Here is an 18684-nt window from a genome sequence, read left to right as displayed (position 1 = left end):
GCCGTCCATCGGCAGGGAGCACGGGAGCCAGCACACATGAGCCACTACACCGCGAACCTGCGGGACCTCGAGTTCAACCTCTTCGAGTTCCAGGACACCAAGGACAAGTTCGGCACCGGCCCGTTCGAGCAGATGGACGCCGGCACCGCGCGCGGGATCCTGGCCGAGATCCGCAAGCTCGCCGAGGGCCCGGTCGCCGCGTCCTTCGTCGACGCCGACCGCAACCCGCCGGTCTTCGACCCGGCGACGAACTCCGTGACCATCCCGGAGTCGTTCAAGAAGTCGTACAAGGCCGTCGAGGACGGCGAGTGGGCCCGCCTCGACCTGCCCGAGCACCTCGGCGGCTTCGGGGCGCCGCACGCCCTGACCTGGGGCGCCTTCGAGATGATCCTCGGTGCCAACCCCGCCGTGTTCATGTACGGCTCGGGCGCGGCCTTCGCGGCCATCCTCGACGAGCTGGGCACGCCGGACCAGAAGCGCCTGGCCGAGCTCATGCTCGAGCACCGCTGGGGCGCCACCATGGTGCTCACCGAGCCCGACGCGGGCTCCGACGTCGGCGCCGGCACCACCAAGGCGGTGCAGCAGGCGGACGGCTCGTGGCACATCCATGGCGTGAAGCGGTTCATCACGTCGGCCGAGCACGACATGAGCGACAACATCATCCACCTGGTCCTGGCCCGCCCCGAGGGCGCGAAGGCCGGCACCAAGGGCCTGTCGCTGTTCGTCGTCCCCAAGTTCCACGTGGATCTGGCGACCGGTGAGCTGGGCGAGCGCAACGGCGCCTACGTGACCAACGTCGAGAAGAAGATGGGCCTCAAGGTCTCCACGACCTGCGAGCTCACCTTCGGCGACGGCCCGGTCCCGGCGCAGGGCTGGCTCGTCGGCGAGGTGCACGACGGCATCGCCCAGATGTTCAAGGTCATCGAGCACGCCCGCATGTTCGTCGGCGCCAAGGCGATCGCGACCCTCTCGGCCGGCTACCAGGTGGCGCTGGACTACGCCAAGACCCGCGTCCAGGGCGCCGACCTCACGGCGACGTCGAAGGACGCGCCCCGGGTGACCATCACCCACCACCCGGACGTCCGCCGGTCGCTGATGCGCCAGAAGGCCTACGCCGAGGGCATGCGGGCGCTCTACCTCTACACGGCGAGCTTCCGCGACCGCGTCGTCGAGGCCGAGGCCACCGGGGACAGCGAGGCGGCCAAGCTCGCCGAGCGGGTCAACGACCTGCTGCTGCCGATCGTGAAGGGCTTCGGCTCCGAGCGGGCCACGGAGCTGCTCACGTCGGAGTCGCTGCAGACCCTGGGCGGCTCCGGGTTCCTGCAGGACTACCCGATCGAGCAGTACATCCGGGACTCCAAGATCGACACCCTCTACGAGGGCACCACGGCGATCCAGGGCCAGGACTTCTTCTTCCGGAAGATCGTCAAGGACGGCGGCGTCGCCCTGACCTGGCTGGCCGAGCAGATCCAGGCCACGGTCGACGGCGAGGCGGGCAACGGACGGCTCAAGGAGGAGCGCGCGCTGCTCGGCACCGCGCTGGCCGACGTCCAGGGCATGCTCACCACGATGTTCGGCCACCTGACCGCCGCGCAGGAGGACATGTCCTCGCTCTACAAGGTCGCGCAGAACACCAGCCGGCTGCTGCTGGCCACCGGTGACCTGATCACCGCGTGGCTGCTGATCCGCCAGTCCGAGGTGGCCCTGGCCGCCCTGGCCGGCGACGTCAGCGAGAAGGACAAGCACTTCTACGCGGGCAAGGTCGCGGCCACCCGGTTCTTCGCCACCCAGGTGCTGCCCCGGCTGACCTCGGAGCGGCTCATCGCCGAGAACACCGACAACGCCCTCATGGAGATCGACGAAGCGGTGTTCTGAACTCCGCACCGACAGCCGTGGCCGCCTTCCCACCGGGGAGGCGGCCACGGCCGTTTCGTGGGGGCGATGCCGGGCATGGGCGGTGGGACAGCCCCGACCGACAGGAGGCCGGCATGACCGACCCGCAGGGCAGCGACCGCATCCAGCAGGACGTCCCCACCTCGTCCGCCACGGGTGCCAACAGCGACCTGGGCTCGTCGTTCGACGACGTCCCCCTGACCGCCGACGAGGCGATCGAGCGCGACGACGCCCAGGGTGACGACCTGCCCGCCACCGCGGACGGCGACATCGCCCGCGCCACGCGGGCCGGCGCGTCCGGCGAGGTCCAGGCCCCCACCGAGCGTTCCGGAGACGATGGCCGATGAGCGAGTCCCAGCCGACCGGCTACCGCGAGTCCCCCGACACCACGGACGGGCCCGTGCACGAGACGCAGGAGAGCGAGGCCGACGAGGGCACCGCGACGCTGACCACCGACGAGGAGGCCCAGGAGGACGACGCCGTCGCCCGTCCGGGCAACGACGCGGGCTGAGGACGGCCACCTACCCTGGACGCCGTGCCGCGTCCGCCCCTGACCGTCCTGGCCGAGGACGAATGGCAGCCCCGGGCGGCCGCGCACGCCGAGCGGATCGCCCGCTGGACGGGGCCGCACACCGAGCGGCGCCGGGCCGGGGTGGCGCACCCGGTGCTGGACTTTCTCTTCACCTACTACTCCGAGACGCCCGGTCGGCTGGCCCGGTGGCACCCCGGGGTGGGGTTCGCCCTGGCCGGCCCGGCCGCCCGGGAGCGCCTCGACCGGCCGTTCCACACCCTGCACGGCGACGGGGCCGTCGGCCTCGACGAGGAGGCGTTCCTGGCCGCCCGGGGTGAGGTCGTGGCCCGGGTGGCGCACCTGCTCCGGTCGACCGCCGGGCGGCCGGCGCAGTTCGGCTGCTTCGGCCTGCACGAGTGGGCGATGGTCTACCGCCCGGACGACGGCGAGGTCCGGCACGGCGCGCCGCTGCGTCTGGGCGTCGAGGGCACCGCCGAGGTGGTGGACCGCCACCGCGTGCAGTGCAGCCACTTCGACGCCTACCGGTTCTTCAGCCGCCGCGGCCGGCCGCTGAACACGCTGCGTCCCACCCGGGCCGCCCAGCCGGACCTGGAACAGCCGGGCTGCCTGCACGCGACGATGGACCTCTACAAATGGGCCTACAAGCTCTCCCCCGCCGTGCCCGGAGAGCTGCTGGCCGACTGCCTCGCCCTCGCCGTGGACGTGCGCGAACTGGACATGCGCGCCTCCCCCTACGACCTGCGTGACCACGGGTACGCGCCGGTGCCCGTCGAGACACCGGAGGGCAAGGCGCAGTACGTGGCGGCCCAGCGGACGTTCGCCGACCGGGGCGCGACGCTGCGGCGACGGCTGATCGACGTGTGCGAGCGGCTGCTCGGTGACGTCCCGGCCGAGGCCGTACCGTCCCAGGCGTGACCTCTCCGCACCACGGCCGCTGGATCCGGCTCGACGGCACCACGAACATGCGGGACCTCGGCGGGCTGCCGACCACCGATGGCGGGCGCACCCGGACCGGACGGATCCTGCGCAGCGACAACCTGCAGACCCTCAGCGACGCCGACGTCCGGCGACTGGTGCACGAGATCGGCCTGCGCCAGGTCATCGACCTGCGCACCACCGCGGAGATCCTCCTGGAAGGGCGTGGGCCGCTGCGCGCGCTCCCCGAGGTGACCCACCGGCACTTCACCCTGCTGCCCGAGCGGGGGCACCACACCGACGTGTTCGCGGTCGAGGAGGCCGACGACCGGCCCGAGCTGCCCGCCGGGTGGTTGGAGTCGCTGCTGCCCCGGCAGGTGGCGGCCCACGACGAGGGCGAGCCGCCGGCGGTCCGCTCCTACCTGGGCTACCTCGGCCAGCGGTCGGAGAACGTCGTCGGCGCGCTGCGGGCGCTGAGCCGGGCGGCCGACGGCGCGTCGGTGGTGCACTGCGCGGCCGGCAAGGACCGCACCGGCGTCGTCTGCGCCTTCGCCCTGTCGGTCGCGGGCGTGCCGAACGACGAGATCGTGGCCGACTACGCGCTGACGGCGGAGATCATCGACGCGCTGGTGGCCAAGCTCGCCGCCTCCCCGACGTACGCCGAGGACATGGTCACCCGGGACGTAGCGAGCCACACGCCGCGCGCGGAGACGATGGAGCGGGTGCTGGACCTGCTCGACGAGCGGTTCGGCGGCCCGGCGGGCTGGCTGGACGCGCACGGCTTCGGTGCCGACGAGCAGGCCGCGCTGCGGGCCCGGCTCCGGGACTGAGGGCTCAGCGGACGGCGCGGTCGCTGCGGCCGCGCCCCTCCTTCTGCCGGTACATCGCCGCGTCCGCCTCGCGGAGCAGCTCGTCGGCGCTGCGCCCGCGCTCGGCGCCGAGCACCGCCACGCCCACGCTGGTGCCCACCCGCACCGGCCTGCCGTCGAGGCGGAAGGCCTCGGCGAAGCAGCCGACGACGCGGTCCGCGAGGCGCCGGGCGTGGTCGGCATCGGCCAGCTCCGGCAGCACGATGGCGAACTCGTCGCCGCTGAGCCGGCCGACGGTGTCGCCGGGACGGACGACGGCCCGCAGCCGCGCCGCGACCTGACGCAGCAGCTCGTCGCCGGCGGCGTGGCCCAGCGAGTCGTTGACCTCCTTGAAGTGGTCGAGGTCGCAGAACAGCACCCCGAGGTGCCCGTCCGGGCCGGTGGACGCGAGCGTCGCCTCCAGCCGCTCGAGGAACAGCACCCGGTTGGGCAGCCCGGTCAACGCGTCATGGGTGGCCTGGTGCCGGACGGTCTCCAGCAGGCGGGCCTTCTGCAGGGCGGTGGAGGCCTGGTCGCCGACGCCGCGCAGGCGGGCGAGGACGTCCCCGCCGAGCTCCTCCGGCGCCTGGCCGGCCTCCCAGCTCGCCGTCGCCACGCCGAGGAACGTGCTGCCCGCCAGGAGCGGCACCGCGACGACGTCGGAGACGCCGATCCCGGCCAGCAGCCGGCGCAGCGGCGGGCTGCTGTCGGCGGCCCGGATGATCCGCGGCTCCCGGTCGGTGAGCATCCCCACCAGCTCCGGGGTCTCCTCCGCATGCAGGGGCGTGTCCAGGAAGTACGCGCTGCGCCCTCTGGCGACGTTGACCGACGACCGGCCGCGCAGCTGGCCCTCGGCCGGATCCCAGAGCATCACCGACGCGCTGCTGCAGCCGACCACCCGCGGCAGGGCCTCGGTGACGATCGAGCTGACGGCGGTGGCGTCGGTGGCCTCGGCCAGCTCGTGGGCGAGGGCGAGCAGCGCGCCGGCCCGGTCGGCCGCCCGGCGGGCGTCCTCGAGGGCGATGAGCAGGTCCAGCGCGGCGGCGGCGTGCCCGGCGTAGGCGGCGAGCATGGTGTGCTCGTCGGTCAGCTCGCCGTCGCCCGACGGGTAGATGGCGGCGAGCCGGCCGTGCCGGCGGCGGGCGGAGGCGACGTCGACGACGACGGCGGTGGGGCCGAGCTCCTCGCCGGCCAGGAGCCGGGCGGTCAGCCCGGCGAGCCGGTCCGCCGGGATCCCGGCGCTGTGCACCAGCGGAACCCCGCCGTCCGGAGCGGCGACGGCGAGCAGGTGCGCCGGGGCCAGCACGGCCTCGCCCGCGCGGGCCACGATGCGGTGCAGGACGGTGTCCAGGTCGTCGCTGGCGACGAGGTCCCCGGCGGCCGACTGCAGCGTGCGCAGCTGTCCCCGCAGCGCGCCGAGCTCCAGCTCCGCCGACTCGCTGCGCCGGCGCCGTCGCGGGAGCCGGGAACGGCGCTGCCAGGTCACCCGGTAGGTGCAGGTCCGGGAACCGCCGACCTGGCACTCGGCGGAGGTGATGACCCCCGGCGGGAGCGCGAAGATCTGCGGCACCGCGACGGCCAGGCCACGCGCGTACGCGCAGTCCAGCGGCGAGTGCTCGTACCCCTCGTGCAGGTGGAGCGCGCTGGTCGCCGCGGTGGCGCTCAGCTCGAGGACCTGCATGGTGGAGACCGTGGTGAACTTCGCCGCGGCACGGGGCAGCCGGCGGAAGACCTGGCGGGGCGAGCCGAGGGCCCGCAGGACCAGCACGAGCGAGGGCGCACCTCCGCGGCGCATCGCATCGGCCCCGATGTGGAACATCGTGTCCGGGTGGCCGAGCACCTCGGTCGCGGCGGCGAACAGCCGGATCCGCGCGTCGTAGCTCCACCAGCGGCCCTGCTCGCCGAACTGGTCGCCGACGGCGGTCAGGCCGGCCCGGTCGAGCACCGCCGCGACGGCGTGGTCCCCGGCCGTGCGGCGCACATAGGCGAGCACGCCGGCCATGGTGATGCCCGGCGTCTCGCGCGCCTCGGCCGGCGGATCGGCGGTCGCGCCGTCGCCCCCGGGTGCTCGTGTGCCCACGGAACGTGCATCGGCCGGAGGGGGCGGCCGCTTGAGCGGAACTGCTCGGTTCGGGTGAGACGCCGCAGGTCAGCCGCGTGCCGGGGTCGGCCGGTCCGCGTGCTTGTGCCGGTACATCGCCGCATCCGCCGTGCGCAGCAGCTGCTCGGCGGTGCCGCCGTCGCCCGGGTGCACGGCCACCCCGACGCTGGTGCCGACGACCGCGTCGGCGCCCTCGAGCCGGAACGGCTGGCGGAAGCGGTCCACGATCCGCGCGGCCAGGCCCTCGGCGTCCGACGCCTCGGCGAGACCGGGCAGGACGACGGCGAACTCGTCGCCGCTGAGCCGGCCGACGACGTCCCCCGGCCGGACCGCCGCGAGCAGCCGGGCGGCCACCTGGCGCAGCAGCTCGTCACCGGCCGCGTGGCCCAGCGTGTCGTTCACCTGCTTGAACCGGTCGAGGTCGCAGAAGAGCACGGCCAGGTGCGACCGCCGGTCCGCCGTCGCGATCGCGGTGGTGAGCCGGTCGAGGAACAGCGCCCGGTTGGGCAGCCCGGTCAGCGCGTCGTGGGTGGCCTGGTGCCGGACGGTCTGGAGCAGCCGGGCCTTCTGCAGGGCGGTCGTCGCCTGGTCACCGACGCCGCGCAGCCGGGTCAGCACCTCGCCGTCGAGGTCCACGGGCGCCTCGCCCCGGCGCCAGCCCGCCGTGGCGACGCCCAGGAAGGCCCCGTCCGCCAGGAGGGGCACCGCCACCGCCTCAGCGGTCCCGGCACTGTCGAGCAGCCGCTGCATCGCCGGGCTGCTCGACCCGCGGCGCACCACCTGCGGCTCGCGGCTGGTGAGCATCCCCACCAGCTCGGGCGCGTCCTCGAGGCGCAGCGCCACGGGCCGCACCACGTCGTGGCCCTCCTCGGCGAGGCCTACGGCCGAGTGCGAGCGGAGGGTCCCGCTGGCCGCGTCCCACAGCAGGATGCCGGCGGTGGAGCAGCCGACGATCTCCGGCAGCGCCTCGGTGACCAGGTCGGCGACCTCCGCGGCGTCGGTCGTGGCGGCGAGACCGTGGGCCAGACTCAGCAGCGCGCCGGCCCGGTCCGCCTCGGTGCGCGCGTCCTCCAGCGCGATGATCAGGTCCAGGGCGGCGGCCGCGTGGCCGGCGTAGGCGGCGAGCATGGCCGCCTCGTCGCCGATGGCGCCGTCGCCGTGCCGGTAGAGGGCGGCCAGCCGGCCGTGCCTCCGGCGGGCCGACGCCACGTCCACGACGACTGAGCCGAGCCCGAGGTCCCCGCCGTCGAGCAGCCTCCGGCCGAGCTCGGGCATCCGCTCGGGGTCCAGGCCCTCGCCGTGCACCAGCGGCGCCCCGCCGCCGGGGGCGTGCACGGCCAGCAGGTACGCCGGCGCCAGCACGGCCTGCGCGGCTCGGGAAACGATGCGCTGCAGGACCGTGTCGACGTCGTCGCTGGCCACCAGGTCGGTCGCAGCCGACTGCAGGATCTGCAGCTGCCCCCGGAGCGCGTGCAGCTCGGGGTCGATGCCCTGCGTGCCGCGGCGCCGCCGGAGCACCCGGGACCGCCGGGTCCAGCTCAGCTGGTAGACGCAGGCGGGGTGCCCGTCGGACTGGCACTCGTCGTGGGCCACCCGGGCCGGCGGGAGGCTGAAGATCTGCGGCACGGTGCTGAGCAGGCCCTGCGTGTAGTCGCAGTCGAGCCGCGAGGGCGGGAAGCCGTCGTGCAGCCGGACCCGGATGGTGGCCGAGTTCGACGCGGCCTCGCTGACCTCCATGGTCGACGTCGTGCTGAACTTCTGCACCACGCGGGGGAGCTGGCCGAGCACCTGACGCGGGGACCCCATCGCGCGCAGCAGGATGACCAGGGAGTGGGCGAGCCCGGTCTCGAGCACGGCCCGGCCGACGTCGAACATGGTGCGGGGACCGCCGATGACCTCGGTGGCCGCGGTGAACAGCGCGATGCGGTCGTCGTAGCTCCACCACCGGGACTGGTCTTCCAGCTCACCGGCGGTGGCGTCCACGCCGGCGCGCCGGAGCACCTCCGCGACGGCGGCGTCACCGCCCTGGTCCCGGACGTAGCGGAGCAGGCCACCCGTGGTCGCCCCCGAGGTCTCCCGCCCGGCGGGGGGATGGCTCATCGCGCCACGTCCGTCCCCGGGAAGGCGAGGCCCAGCCTCACCACGGATCGTGCCTGCACCACTACACAATGGCACTCTTCTGGCCGTCTGGCACGTGCCGTCCCCCGAACGCATGCGACCCCGGTCTCGACGGAGACCGGGGTCGGGATGTGTCGCGGGCCGCGCGGGGGCGGCGGGGGCTCAGCGGCCGAGGAAGTGGCTGCTGTTCGCCATCGTCAGGAGCTCGTCGCGCATGGCCGGGCTGCTGCTGCGTGCCAGGGCCTTGTCGAGGGCTCGCCGGGTACGCGCCAGCTGCCGACGCCGCCGCCAGCTGGTCGTCACGCTGCTCATCGTTACTGCCTCTTTCGTCGGTGTTCGCTGCCTACGCCCGTAGTAACGCAGGCGACTGTCACTCTAATCCGACGAAACGTCGGCGATGTTGAGGCATCGCCGAAGGTTCCTCACCCCTTCGAGTGACGGTCGCCACCTGGACACCCCACCGGCCCCACCATCCCCACGAACGCCGACGGCGCCCGCCCCGGGAGGGGGCGGGCGCCGTCGGCGGGCGGTCGCGTCAGCTGGGGCGCTGGACGTCCCCGCGCCAGGCACCGGTCTCGGTGCCACGGCTCTCGATGAACTCCTTGAACTTCTTCGCGTCGGCCTTCACCTGGCGGTCGTCGAAGCCCAGCGCGGCGCCGGCCTTCTCCACCAGCCCGGTGGGCTCCCAGTCGATCTGGATCATCACGCGGGTCTTGGCGTCGTCGAGCCGGTGGAAGGTCACCACGCCGGCGTGCTTGGCCTCGCCGCTCGTGCTGGTCCAGGCCACCCGCTCCTCGGGGTGCTGCTCGGTGATCTCGGCGTCGAACTCCCGCTTCACGCCGTCGACGTTGGTCACCCAGTGGGTGTGCGTCTCGTCGAGCTGCGTGATGCGCTCGACCCCACCCATGAACTGGGGGAACGACTCGAACTGCGTCCACTGGTCGTAGGCGACACGGATCGGGACGTCGACGTCGACGGACTCCTGCACGCTGGCCACGTTCTCAGCTCCTTGATGTCGCGTTCTCGGTCGCGCGCCACATACCCCCGTCGCCCGGGGCTGACACGTCGAAGGAGCAGGTCAGCGGAGCGCCGCCGCGATGCTGCCCCGCACCGCCCGACCGTCGAGGAGCAGCATCTGCACCAGGTGGTACGCGTCGGGCTGCCCCGCCCAGGTGGCGGAGGCCGGCGCGCCCGCCGGCGTCAGCTCGTGCCGCCAGTTGCCCGTGACCGGGTCCGCGAAGACCGCCTCGCCGTGCGCCCGCCAGCGTCCGGCGAGTTCCCGGTAGCGCGCCTGCCCGGTGACCTCGGCCAGCACGGCCGCCGCGGCGATCGCCTCGCAGAGCACCCAGTGCATGCGCGCACCGACGACCGGCCGGTCGTCCCAGTCGAGGGTGTACGGGAAGCCGTCGGCACCGTCGGCCGCCCAGCCCCGGGACGCCGCCGCGTCGAACAGTGCCACGGCGTCACCGAGCAGCCAGTCCGGCGGCTCCGCCAGGACGGCCCGCAGGTGCAGGGCGAGGCGGGCCCACTCGAACTGGTGCCCGACCGTGACGCCGTAGGGGCGGAACGGGTCCGCGGGCCGGTCCCGGTTGTAGCCGGGCAGCGGCTCCCACCGCGACGTGAAGTGCTCGGGCAGCCGCCAGTCCCGCTCCCTGGCCCAGCCGTGCACCACCCGCTCGACGCTGCGCAGCGCCTGGCCGCGCAGCCGCTCCGCCGTGGTGGGGTCGGACCCGGACACCGCGTCGGCGGCTGCGAGGGTCGCCTCCACACCGTGCATGTTCGCGTTGGCCCCGCGGTAGTCCGACAGCCGCGCCCAGCCGGCGTCCCACTCCTCGACGGCCAGCCCGGCGTCGGCGTCCCAGAAGCGGTCCTGCCACACGCCGAGGGCCTCGTCGAGCAGCGCCCGCCCGCCGCCGACCCCGGCGGCGGCGGCCGTGGCCCCGGCCAGCAGCACGAAGGCGTGCACGTAGGCGGCCTTGCCGTCGTCGTCGGTCGCGGACCGCCACCCGCCGTGGCCGTCGTCGTGCAGCGGGCCGGCCCGGAGCGCCTCGACGCCGTGACGGGCCAGTTCGTCCGCCCCCGGCCGGCCGAGCAGGTGCGCCAGCCCGAAGACGTGCGTCATCCGGGCGACGATCCACGCCTCCTGCGGCCGGTCGGCGAGCACGTCGCCGTCGGCACCCAGGTAGCCGAAGCCGTCGGGCAGCCGCGAGCGAGCGGCGAAGTCCAGCAGCCGGTCGAGGTCGGTCACGCGGTCAGGCTAGGGCCCGGCCCGCCGGTCCGCGGCCACGCCGACGGCCAGCCGCGCCGTCGCGACCCCCACCACGGCGAGGCAGATCAGCCGCACCAGACCGGCGCCGATGTTCGCCCCGACGTCGCTCGCCGTCAGCGCGTCGACGACGGCCATGACCGCCGTGGCGGCGAGCACCACGAGCCCGAGCTGCCGGTCGCGGCCGGCGTCCCCGGCCAGGAGGACGCCGCCCGCGATCGCGCACAGGTAGCCGAGCACCTGCAGCAGCCACGGGGCCGTCCCCTGGTCCAGGGCCGGCCGCGCGCCGCTCACGCCGATCGCCACGCCGGTGAGGACGACGAACAGCAGCAGGGCGACGAGCGCTCTCGTACGACGATCCACGGGCGGGCTCCTCGCCGGTCAGGGGTGTGCGCCGTCAGTAGGCCAGGGCGCTCCCCGGATCGTGCAGCAGCGCGCCGACGTCGGCCAGGAACCTCGACCCCAGCTCGCCGTCGACGATGCGGTGGTCGAACGAGAGCGCGAGCTGGGTGACCTGCCGGACCCGGATCTTCCCCTTGTGCACCCACGGCATCTCCCGGACCGCCCCGAACGCGAGGATCGCGGCCTCCCCCGGGTTGAGGATCGGCGTGCCGGTGTCGACGCCGAAGACGCCGACGTTGGTGATCGTGAGGGTGCCCCCGCTCATGTCGGCCGGGGCGGTGCGCCCGGCGCGGGCCGTCTCGGTCAGCTCCCCCAGGGCCGCGGCGAGCTCGGGCAGGCTCAGCCGGCCGGCGTCCCGGATGTTGGGCACGATCAGCCCCCGCGGCGTCGCCGCGGCGATGCCGAGGTTGACCTGCCCGTGGACGACGATCTCCTGTGCCGCCTCGTCCCAGGAGCTGTTCACCATGGGGTGGCGCCGCGCCGCGAGCAGCACGGCCTTGGCGACGAACAGCAGTGGGCTGACCTTGACCCCGGCGAACTCCGGCCGGGCGGCGAGCCGACCGCGCAGCTTCATCATCCGGGTGACGTCCACGGTCAGGAACTCGGTGACGTGCGGCGCGGTGAAGGCGCTGGCCACCATCGCCGCGGCGGTCGCCTTGCGCACGCCCTTGACCGGGATCCGCTGCTCCGCGCCGGTACCGGCCGGCTCCGCCGCAGGGGCGGAACGGGCGGCGACGGCGGCGTCGACGTCGGCCCGGGTGATGCAGCCGTCGGTACCCGAGCCGCTGACCGTCGCCAGGTCCACCCCGAGGTCCTTGGCGTACTTGCGCACCGGCGGCTTGGCCAGCGGGCGCGGGCCACGGCGGCCCGGCTGCGTCCCGCGGGCGGGTGCGGCGTCCTCGCGGAGGGCCGTCAGCTCGGCCTGCCGGCCGACCTCGAGGCCACCGTGCCGCACCGGCTTGCTGCGCATGTCCGGGGCGGTGGCGAGCAGCGGCGGGCCGTCGTCGGTGGGCAGCGGCGGGCGGTCGGTGCCGCCGGAGCCGTAGTCGGCGCCGGGCAGCGCGGTCGCGCGGGCCGCGGCGGCGGCGCCCGAACGCCGTGGCCGGCGCCGCGCCTCGGTGGTGCGCGGGCCGTAGCCGACCAGCACCGCCGTCCGGCCGCCCGGCGCGGTGCCGCCGATCAGCCCGGCGGTGGGCTCGGCGTCGCCGGCACCGGCCGCTCCACCGTCGTCGGCCGGCTCGGCGGCCGGCGCCCCGCCACCGGCGTCTCCCCCACCGGTGTCGATCGTGATGATCGGCGTGCCGACGTCGACCATGGTCCCGGCCTCGTGCAGCAGCTCGACGACGGTGCCGGCGAACGGCGAGGGCAGCTCGACGGCCGCCTTGGCGGTCTCCACCTCGCACAGCGGCTGGTTGACCGTGACGGTGTCGCCGACGGCGACCAGCCACTGGAGGATCTCGCCCTCGGTGAGCCCCTCACCGACGTCGGGGAGCTTGAACTGGCGGAGGGTGGCGCTCTGCGGCATGGCTCAGAACTCCATCGCGCGGTCGACGGCGTCCAGCACCCGGTCGAGGTCGGGGAGGTACTCCTCCTCGAGCTTCGACGGCGGGTACGGGGTGTCGTAGCCCCCCACCCGCAGCACCGGCGCCTCCAGGGAGTGGAAGCAGGTCTCGGTCACCCGGGCGGCGATCTCCGCGCCCAGGCCCAGGGTCACCGGCGCCTCGTGGACGACCACGCAGCGCCCGGTGCGCCGCACCGACTCGAACACCGGCTCCAGGTCCAGCGGGGAGACGGTGCGCAGGTCGACGACCTCCACCGACCGCCCCTCGTCCGCCACGGCCTCGGCCGCCTGCAGCGCCGTCTTCACCATCGGGCCGTAGGCGAGCAGGGTGACGTCGTCCCCGCCGCGGACCACCCGCGAGGCGAACAGCGGATCGGGCGTGGCGTCGACGTCGACCTCGGCCTTCTCCCAGTACCGGCGCTTGGGCTCGAGGAAGACGATCGGGTCCGGGGCGGCGATGGCCTGCTGGATGCCCCAGTAGGCGTCCACCGGGTTGCTGACCGCGACGACCTTGAGCCCCGCGGTGTGCGCGAAGTAGGCCTCGGGGCTCTCGCTGTGGTGCTCCACCGCACCGATGCCGCCGCCGAACGGGATGCGGATGACGATCGGCATCGGCAGCCGGCCCTTGGAGCGGGCGTGCATCTTGGCCACCTGGGTGACGATCTGGTTGTAGGCGGGGAAGACGAACCCGTCGAACTGGATCTCGCAGACCGGCCGGTAGCCGCGCATGGCCAGGCCGACGGCGGTGCCGAGGATGCCGGCCTCGGCGAGCGGGGTGTCGACCACGCGCGCCTCGCCGAAGTCCTTCTGCAGGCCGTCGGTGATCCGGAAGACCCCGCCGAGCTTGCCGATGTCCTCGCCCATGAGCACGACCTTCGCGTCGTCCTCCATCGCCTTGCGCAGGCCGAGGTTGAGCGCCTTGCCGATCGTGAGCGTCTGGGTCATCGCTCGACTCCCCCCTCGAAGCTGGCCTGGTAGGCGACGAAGTCGGCCCGCTGCTGCGCCAGCTGCGGGGTCTGCTCGGCGTAGACGTGGTCGAACATCTCCGTCGGCGCCGGATCGGGCATGTCGACGGTGCCGCTGCGGATCCGCGCGGCCAGCTCGTCGGCCTCGGCCTCCACGGAGTCGAAGAACGCGGCGTCGGCGATCGAGCTGCGCGACAGGTGGGCCTTGAGCCGGGCGATCGGGTCCCGCAGCTTCCACTCCTCCAGCTCGCTGGCCAGCCGGTAGCGGGTGGGGTCGTCGGAGGTGGTGTGCGCGCCCATCCGGTAGGTGAAGGCCTCGATGAAGGTCGGGCCCTGCCCCTCCCGGGCGGCCGCGAGGGCCGCCCGCGTCACGGCCAGGACGGCGAGGACGTCGTTGCCGTCGACCCGGACGCCGGGGAAGCCGAACCCGGCGGCCCGCTGGTACAGCGGCACCCGCGACTGCCGCTCCAGCGGCACGCTGATCGCGTACTGGTTGTTCTGGCAGAAGAAGACGACGGGGGCCGAGAAGCTGGCCGCCCAGATCATCGCCTCGTTGACCTCGCCCTGGCTGGTCGCACCGTCGCCGAGGAAGGCCAGCGCCGCGTTCTCGGCGCCGTCGCGCTGCAGGCCCATCGCGTAGCCGGTGGCGTGCAGGGTCTGCGCGCCGATGACGACGGTGTAGAGGTTGAAGCCGGTGTCCACCGGGTCCCAGCCGCCGTTGTCCACGCCCCGGAACAGGCTGATCACGTGCAACGGGTCGACGCCGCGGGTCCAGGCGACGCCGTGCTCGCGGTAGGTCGGGAAGGCCATGTCCGAGACGGCCATCGCCCGGCCGGCTCCGATCTGGGCAGCCTCCTGGCCCAGCAGCGAGGCCCAGATGCCCAGCTCGCCCTGCCGCTGCAGCGCGGTCGCCTCCACGTCCCAGCGGCGGACCAGGACCAGGTCGCGGTACAGGGCGCGCAGCTCGTCGTGGCCGATCTCGAGCGAGTAGTCCGGGTGCTCGACCCGCTCGCCCTCCGGCGTCAGCAGCTGCACCAGGTCGGAGCGGTTCGGCAGGTGGGGCGCGGCGGCCCCCGGGACGGGGTCGACCATCTCCGTGGTCTCCGGCAACGCTGTCACGGGTCGCACTCCTCGCCGTCGGCCACCGCCACCGGGGTCACCGGCGGCGCGGTGGTGCTGGACGTTCCGGCCGCCGGGTGTGGCGGCACTCACACATCCTGGCACGGCAGACCCGGCGAGGACCAGCCCTGATCCGTGGCGATCTGCGCAGGGGTCGGACGGACGACTGTGCAGATCGCCACCCGATCGTGGCCGACACCTGCCAGACTGCGCAGCATGCCGGAGATCGACGCCACGGACGCACGGTTGCTGCGCGCGCTCACGGAGGACCCCCGGGCCAGCGTGATGGCGCTGTCCCAGCGGCTCGGGCTCGCGCGCAACACCGTGCAGACCCGGCTGGCCCGACTGGAGGGCAACGGCGTCCTCGCCCCGCTGGACCAGCGGGTGCGGCCCGAGGCGCTCGGCTACCGCCTCGCGGCGTACATGTCGGTGCAGGTGGCCCAGCGGGGGCTGGGCGAGGTCAGCGACGCCCTGGCCGGCCTGCCGGAGGTCCTGGAGGTGACCGGATTGTCCGGGGCCACCGACCTCCTCGTGCACGTGGTGGCCACCGACGCCGACCACCTCTGGCGGATCACCGAGGCCGTCCTGGCGATCGCCGGCGTCCAGCGGGTGGACACCGCGCTGGCGATGCGCCGCTTCGTCGAGCGCCGCACCGCCCCGCTGCTGGACCGGGCCGCCGGGACCGGCTAGCGGGGCCGGCGGATCCGCACGGGCCCCCGGGCGGTCCGGACGTCGACCACCTCGCCGCCCTGGGTCACCTCGACGGCCCCCGCGTCCGCGAGCCGGCCCGCCGCGCTGCGCGCCTCGGGCATCAGCTCGCGCCAGCCCGCGGGGTCGACCGTGCGCGCGGCCTCCGAGGGGCAGATCGACGCCTCCGGACGACGTCGCGCGAGCAGCTCGGCGATGGTGCGCTCCAGCTCGGCGCCGACGTCGTCCACCGGCCCAGCGTGGGCGGAGCGGACCGGACCCGCCAGCGGGACCCGTCGCCGCGAACCTGCCCGCGACCGGTGGGTGTGGCCGCCGCACGGCGGGTACCGGGCCGCGCATGGCGAAGCGGACCCCACTGGGACGTACGGGCAAGGGCAAACGCGGGATCAGCACCCTCGGGTGGGCGGTGCGCGGCGCGGCGGCCGGCGCCGCGGGGACCACCGCGCTCAACGCCGTCACCTACCTGGACATGGTCGTGCGCGGGCGGGGCAGCAGCTCGACGCCGGAGCGGACCGTGGAGCGGCTGGCGGAGACTGCGCACGTGCCCATCCCCGGCGACGACGAGACGCGCCGCAACCGGGTGCAGGGGCTCGGCCCGATGACCGGTCTGGTGGCCGGTGTCGGCGTGGGCGTGGTCGGCGGGCTGGCCCGCGCGTCGGGCCTGCTCTCGGCGAAGCCGGTCGGGATCCTGCTCACCGGGCTGGGCGCGATGGTCGCGGCCAACGGGCCCATGACGGCGCTCGGCGTCACCGACCCCCGCACCTGGTCGGCGGCCGACTGGCTCAGCGACCTGGTGCCGCACCTGGTCTACGGCGTGGTCACCAAGTTCACCATCGACGCCTTCGACCGCCCCTGACCGACGGCGGGGCAGGATGCCCCCGTGCACCAGATCACCAGCGAGGACGAGCTCCGGTCGCTGCTCGGGGAACCGGCGCCCGCCGCCCTGGCGAAGGAGCGGACGGCGCTCGCCGACGTCGACCGCGACTGGCTGGCCGCCTCCCCGTTCTGCCTGGTCGCGACCAGCGCCGCGGACGGCAGCTGCGACGTCTCCCCCAAGGGCGACCCGCCCGGGTTCACCCTGGTCCTGGACGACCGCACCATCGCGCTGCCCGAGCGGGCGGGCAACCGGCGGACCGACGGGTACCAGAAGAACATCCCCCACCGCACGTCGGCCTGATCCACCTGCTCCCCGGCCGCACCGACACCCTGCGGATCAACGGCCGGCCCGGCTGGTCACCGACCCCGCGCTGCTGGACCGGATGGTCGTCAAGGGCCACCGGCCGGTCCCGGCCGTGGTGGTCGACGTCGAGCAGGCTTCCACCACTGCGGCACGGCCTTCCTCCGCTCGCAGCTGTGGGACGACGCGAGCCGGCGGCCCGACGCCGTCCCGTCCCGGGCCCGGATCGCGCACCCGCTGGAGCGCCGCGACGAGCGGCTCGAGGACCTGGAGGACTACTGCTCCACCGCGACCTACTCGGCCGGCCTGTACCCCTCGGCCTGACCCCGGGTCAGCGCCAGCCGCCCTCGTCCACCCCGCCGGGCACGGGGGCGTCCGGGTCGTAGGGGGTGCGGGTGAAGACGAACGTGTCCAGGTCCAGGTGGTCGGCGGCGATCCGCAGCGTCTCGCCGGCGAAGTAGCCGTCCAGGCCCAGCCACGTGCCGTCGTCGCGCCGGGTGAACCGGCTGGCCCGCCCGCTGCGGCCGGGCAGCGGGCCCAGGTGCAGCAGGCCGCCGGCGACGGCGCGGAGCAGGTAGGGGGACGGCCCCCAGAACCAGACGCCGAGGCTCGCCAGCGGCAGCGGCGACGGCGCGGGCGCCCACGGCTCGACGATCCGCGGCTCGGCGCCGCGCAGGTCGGCGAGCAGCCCGAAGACCAGCGGGTCGACGCCGCTGGTCGCGTTGGCCAGCGACACCGCGCCGGTCTGCTCCTCGCGGTCGACGAAGACCCCGGCGAGGAACCCGGGCATCGAGCCGCCGTGCCCGACGAGGGTCCGGCCGTCGACCCGCACCACCTGCACGCCGAGCCCGTAGGCCGACCAGCCGGGCGCCGAGGAGTCGACGCCCGCGGGCACGGTCATCTCCTCGAGCGTCGCCGGGTCGAGCACGCCGGCGGTGTCCCCCAGCAGGAAGGCGGCGAAGCGCCCGAGGTCGGCCAGGGACGCCCACAGCTGCCCGGCGGCGGCCATGACCCCGGCGTGGTGCTCGGGCTCGGGCAGGACGACGTCGGCCCACGGGTGCACCGCCCAGCCCTCGGCCGCCGGGGCGACCGGCCGCGGCGTGGTGCGGTCCATGCCCAGCGGCGCCAGCACCTCCGCGGTCACCGCCTCCTCCCAGCTGCGGCCGCGCTGCCGGGCGACGAGCTCGCCCAGCAGCCCGAAGCCCAGGTTGGAGTAGTGGAACCGGCGGGCCGCCCCCAGGACGACGTCGCTGCCCGTCATGCCGAGCTCGTCGAGGGTGCCGCCCGGGGTGCGCTCCCACCAGCCGCCGGGGCTCTCCGCGGAGGCGCCGGCGAGGTGGGAGAGCAGCTGGCCGACGGTGCGGTCACCGAACGGCGTCCCCGGCAGGTGCTGCTCCAGCGGGTCGTCGAGCCGCAGCCGGCCCTCGTCGCGCAGCCGCATCACGACCACCGCCGTCACCGTCTTGCTGATCGAGCCCAGCCGGTACTGGACGTCGGTGTGCGGTTCGGCCACCGCGCCGCGGCCGGCCGACCAGGCCAGCGCCCCGTCGCGGACCACGCCGGCGACCAGGCTGGGGGCGCGGCCGTCGCGCTGGACGCGGGCGGTGCGCGCCAGCAGGAGGCGGGCGGTGCTGGGCAGGACGGGCTCGGGCATGACGGGGACCGTAGCGAGCCGCCCCGCCCGGAGGTCAGGCGGTCAGCGCCCCGCGCGCGGGCAGCTCGCCGGAGCGGGTGGCCCGTCGCTCGAACCAGACCGTGGCCAGCGGCGGCACCGATGCAACGAGCGCGAGCACCGTGGTGGCCGCCGACCAGCGCAGCACGCGGGCGGCGACGAGGGCCACCAGGACGTAGACGACGAAGACCCCGCCGTGGATGGGCCCGAACACCTGGACGCCCAGCTCGGAGGTCTGCAGCACCCACTTCACGAACATCCCGGCCAGCAGGCCGATCCAGGTGATCGCCTCGGCGACGGCGACGATGCGGAAGGCGGTGGCGACGGTGCGCGGGGTCAACGGACGTCCTCGGGTCGGCGGGGCTCTCCGGTCGTCAACGACCGGGCCGCGCGCGCGATCCCCGCGG

At 74.8% G+C, this 18684-nt stretch carries 20 protein-coding genes; 8 read left to right on the top strand and 12 right to left on the bottom strand.

What is annotated here, in order from left to right; genetic code table 11:
• Positions 1-36 precede the first annotated feature (36 nt).
• The 5 genes from ACI79T_RS01870 to ACI79T_RS01850 all read left to right on the top strand — a co-directional run bounded on the left by ACI79T_RS01870 (position 37) and on the right by ACI79T_RS01850 (position 4170).
• Complete coding sequence (locus ACI79T_RS01870) at positions 37-1875, top strand: acyl-CoA dehydrogenase (RefSeq protein ID WP_456608345.1); 1839 nt, start codon at positions 37-39, stop codon at positions 1873-1875.
• 113 nt (positions 1876-1988) lie between these two features.
• A complete protein-coding gene (locus tag ACI79T_RS01865; RefSeq protein WP_456608344.1) occupies positions 1989-2240 on the top strand; it encodes a hypothetical protein in 252 nt (83 codons plus the stop codon).
• Positions 2237-2404 carry a hypothetical protein gene (locus tag ACI79T_RS01860; RefSeq protein ID WP_456608343.1) on the top strand — a complete coding sequence of 56 codons (168 nt, stop codon included), beginning with the start codon at positions 2237-2239 and terminating at the stop codon, positions 2402-2404. The genes ACI79T_RS01865 and ACI79T_RS01860 overlap by 4 nt, the downstream gene beginning before the upstream one ends.
• 24 nt (positions 2405-2428) lie before the next feature.
• Positions 2429-3340, top strand: coding sequence for a 3-methyladenine DNA glycosylase (locus tag ACI79T_RS01855; protein ID WP_456608342.1), 912 nt, complete (start codon positions 2429-2431; stop codon positions 3338-3340).
• Entirely contained in the window at positions 3337-4170 is an 834-nt protein-coding gene (locus tag ACI79T_RS01850; protein WP_456608341.1) for a tyrosine-protein phosphatase, read from the top strand. The genes ACI79T_RS01855 and ACI79T_RS01850 overlap by 4 nt, the downstream gene beginning before the upstream one ends.
• Positions 4171-4174: 4 nt before the next feature.
• Here the strand turns inward: ACI79T_RS01850 and ACI79T_RS01845 are convergent, their stop codons facing one another.
• From ACI79T_RS01845 to pdhA, 9 genes are all read right to left on the bottom strand, one after another.
• Positions 4175-6268, bottom strand: coding sequence for a diguanylate cyclase domain-containing protein (locus tag ACI79T_RS01845; RefSeq protein WP_456608340.1), 2094 nt, complete (start codon positions 6266-6268; stop codon positions 4175-4177).
• Between the two features lie 69 nt (positions 6269-6337).
• On the bottom strand, positions 6338-8389 hold the full coding sequence (locus tag ACI79T_RS01840) for a diguanylate cyclase domain-containing protein (RefSeq protein ID WP_456608339.1): 2052 nt from the start codon (positions 8387-8389) through the stop codon (positions 6338-6340).
• Positions 8390-8569: 180 nt separating this feature from the next.
• Entirely contained in the window at positions 8570-8719 is a 150-nt protein-coding gene (locus ACI79T_RS01835) for a hypothetical protein (RefSeq protein ID WP_456608338.1), read from the bottom strand.
• A 223-nt stretch (positions 8720-8942) separates the two neighbouring features.
• Positions 8943-9404: an SRPBCC family protein gene (locus ACI79T_RS01830; protein ID WP_456608337.1), complete on the bottom strand. Its 462-nt coding sequence runs from the start codon at positions 9402-9404 to the stop codon at positions 8943-8945.
• A gap of 81 nt (positions 9405-9485) precedes the next feature.
• Positions 9486-10655, bottom strand: coding sequence for an AGE family epimerase/isomerase (locus ACI79T_RS01825; protein WP_456608336.1), 1170 nt, complete (start codon positions 10653-10655; stop codon positions 9486-9488).
• Between the two features lie 9 nt (positions 10656-10664).
• Positions 10665-11036, bottom strand: coding sequence for a hypothetical protein (locus tag ACI79T_RS01820; RefSeq protein ID WP_456608335.1), 372 nt, complete (start codon positions 11034-11036; stop codon positions 10665-10667).
• Positions 11037-11070: 34 nt separating this feature from the next.
• Positions 11071-12600 carry a dihydrolipoamide acetyltransferase family protein gene (locus tag ACI79T_RS01815; RefSeq protein ID WP_456608334.1) on the bottom strand — a complete coding sequence of 510 codons (1530 nt, stop codon included), beginning with the start codon at positions 12598-12600 and terminating at the stop codon, positions 11071-11073.
• A gap of 3 nt (positions 12601-12603) precedes the next feature.
• Positions 12604-13581, bottom strand: coding sequence for an alpha-ketoacid dehydrogenase subunit beta (locus ACI79T_RS01810; protein ID WP_456608333.1), 978 nt, complete (start codon positions 13579-13581; stop codon positions 12604-12606).
• Complete coding sequence (pdhA, locus tag ACI79T_RS01805) at positions 13578-14720, bottom strand: pyruvate dehydrogenase (acetyl-transferring) E1 component subunit alpha (RefSeq protein ID WP_456608332.1); 1143 nt, start codon at positions 14718-14720, stop codon at positions 13578-13580. The genes ACI79T_RS01810 and pdhA overlap by 4 nt, the downstream gene beginning before the upstream one ends.
• Positions 14721-14936: 216 nt before the next feature.
• Here pdhA and ACI79T_RS01800 point away from each other — a divergent pair, with 216 nt between their 5' ends.
• The gene (locus tag ACI79T_RS01800) at positions 14937-15410 is read left to right on the top strand and encodes an Lrp/AsnC family transcriptional regulator (protein ID WP_456608331.1); all 474 of its coding nucleotides are present in this window, start codon (positions 14937-14939) and stop codon (positions 15408-15410) included.
• Here the strand turns inward: ACI79T_RS01800 and ACI79T_RS01795 are convergent.
• Positions 15407-15658 (bottom strand): DUF3253 domain-containing protein, encoded by a 252-nt coding sequence (locus ACI79T_RS01795; RefSeq protein ID WP_456608330.1) that lies wholly within the window; start codon positions 15656-15658, stop codon positions 15407-15409. The two genes, ACI79T_RS01800 and ACI79T_RS01795, sit on opposite strands and share 4 nt — an antisense overlap.
• A 107-nt stretch (positions 15659-15765) precedes the next feature.
• On the opposite strand from ACI79T_RS01795, the gene ACI79T_RS01790 reads away from it, so the two are divergent.
• Both ACI79T_RS01790 and ACI79T_RS01785 read left to right on the top strand, forming a co-directional pair.
• Entirely contained in the window at positions 15766-16284 is a 519-nt protein-coding gene (locus tag ACI79T_RS01790) for a hypothetical protein (protein ID WP_456608329.1), read from the top strand.
• A 24-nt stretch (positions 16285-16308) separates the two neighbouring features.
• A complete protein-coding gene (locus ACI79T_RS01785) occupies positions 16309-16605 on the top strand; it encodes a pyridoxamine 5'-phosphate oxidase family protein (RefSeq protein WP_456608328.1) in 297 nt (98 codons plus the stop codon).
• A gap of 331 nt (positions 16606-16936) precedes the next feature.
• Here the strand turns inward: ACI79T_RS01785 and ACI79T_RS01780 are convergent, their stop codons facing one another.
• Both ACI79T_RS01780 and ACI79T_RS01775 read right to left on the bottom strand, forming a co-directional pair.
• Complete coding sequence (locus ACI79T_RS01780) at positions 16937-18259, bottom strand: serine hydrolase domain-containing protein (protein WP_456608327.1); 1323 nt, start codon at positions 18257-18259, stop codon at positions 16937-16939.
• Positions 18260-18293: 34 nt separating this feature from the next.
• On the bottom strand, positions 18294-18617 hold the full coding sequence (locus tag ACI79T_RS01775) for a DUF3817 domain-containing protein (RefSeq protein WP_456608326.1): 324 nt from the start codon (positions 18615-18617) through the stop codon (positions 18294-18296).
• Positions 18618-18684: the final 67 nt, after the last annotated feature.

Source organism: Blastococcus sp. SYSU DS0619 (genome assembly GCF_054051035.1).
The sequence above is the reverse complement of the archived record's forward strand: the minus strand, read 5'-3'. Positions and strand labels throughout refer to the sequence as shown.

Excerpts from the sequence above, each read along its gene's own strand:
- ACI79T_RS01815 (WP_456608334.1), bottom strand. The coding sequence starts at position 12,600 with ATGCCGCAGAGCGCCACCCTCCGCCAGTTCAAGCTCCCCGACGTCGGT.
- ACI79T_RS01835 (WP_456608338.1), bottom strand. The coding sequence starts at position 8,719 with ATGAGCAGCGTGACGACCAGCTGGCGGCGGCGTCGGCAGCTGGCGCGT.
- ACI79T_RS01800 (WP_456608331.1), top strand. The coding sequence starts at position 14,937 with ATGCCGGAGATCGACGCCACGGACGCACGGTTGCTGCGCGCGCTCACG.
- ACI79T_RS01790 (WP_456608329.1), top strand. The coding sequence starts at position 15,766 with ATGGCGAAGCGGACCCCACTGGGACGTACGGGCAAGGGCAAACGCGGG.
- ACI79T_RS01870 (WP_456608345.1), top strand. The coding sequence starts at position 37 with ATGAGCCACTACACCGCGAACCTGCGGGACCTCGAGTTCAACCTCTTC.
- ACI79T_RS01780 (WP_456608327.1), bottom strand. The coding sequence starts at position 18,259 with ATGCCCGAGCCCGTCCTGCCCAGCACCGCCCGCCTCCTGCTGGCGCGC.
- ACI79T_RS01865 (WP_456608344.1), top strand. The coding sequence starts at position 1,989 with ATGACCGACCCGCAGGGCAGCGACCGCATCCAGCAGGACGTCCCCACC.
- ACI79T_RS01810 (WP_456608333.1), bottom strand. The coding sequence starts at position 13,581 with ATGACCCAGACGCTCACGATCGGCAAGGCGCTCAACCTCGGCCTGCGC.
- ACI79T_RS01860 (WP_456608343.1), top strand. The coding sequence starts at position 2,237 with ATGAGCGAGTCCCAGCCGACCGGCTACCGCGAGTCCCCCGACACCACG.
- ACI79T_RS01840 (WP_456608339.1), bottom strand. The coding sequence starts at position 8,389 with ATGAGCCATCCCCCCGCCGGGCGGGAGACCTCGGGGGCGACCACGGGT.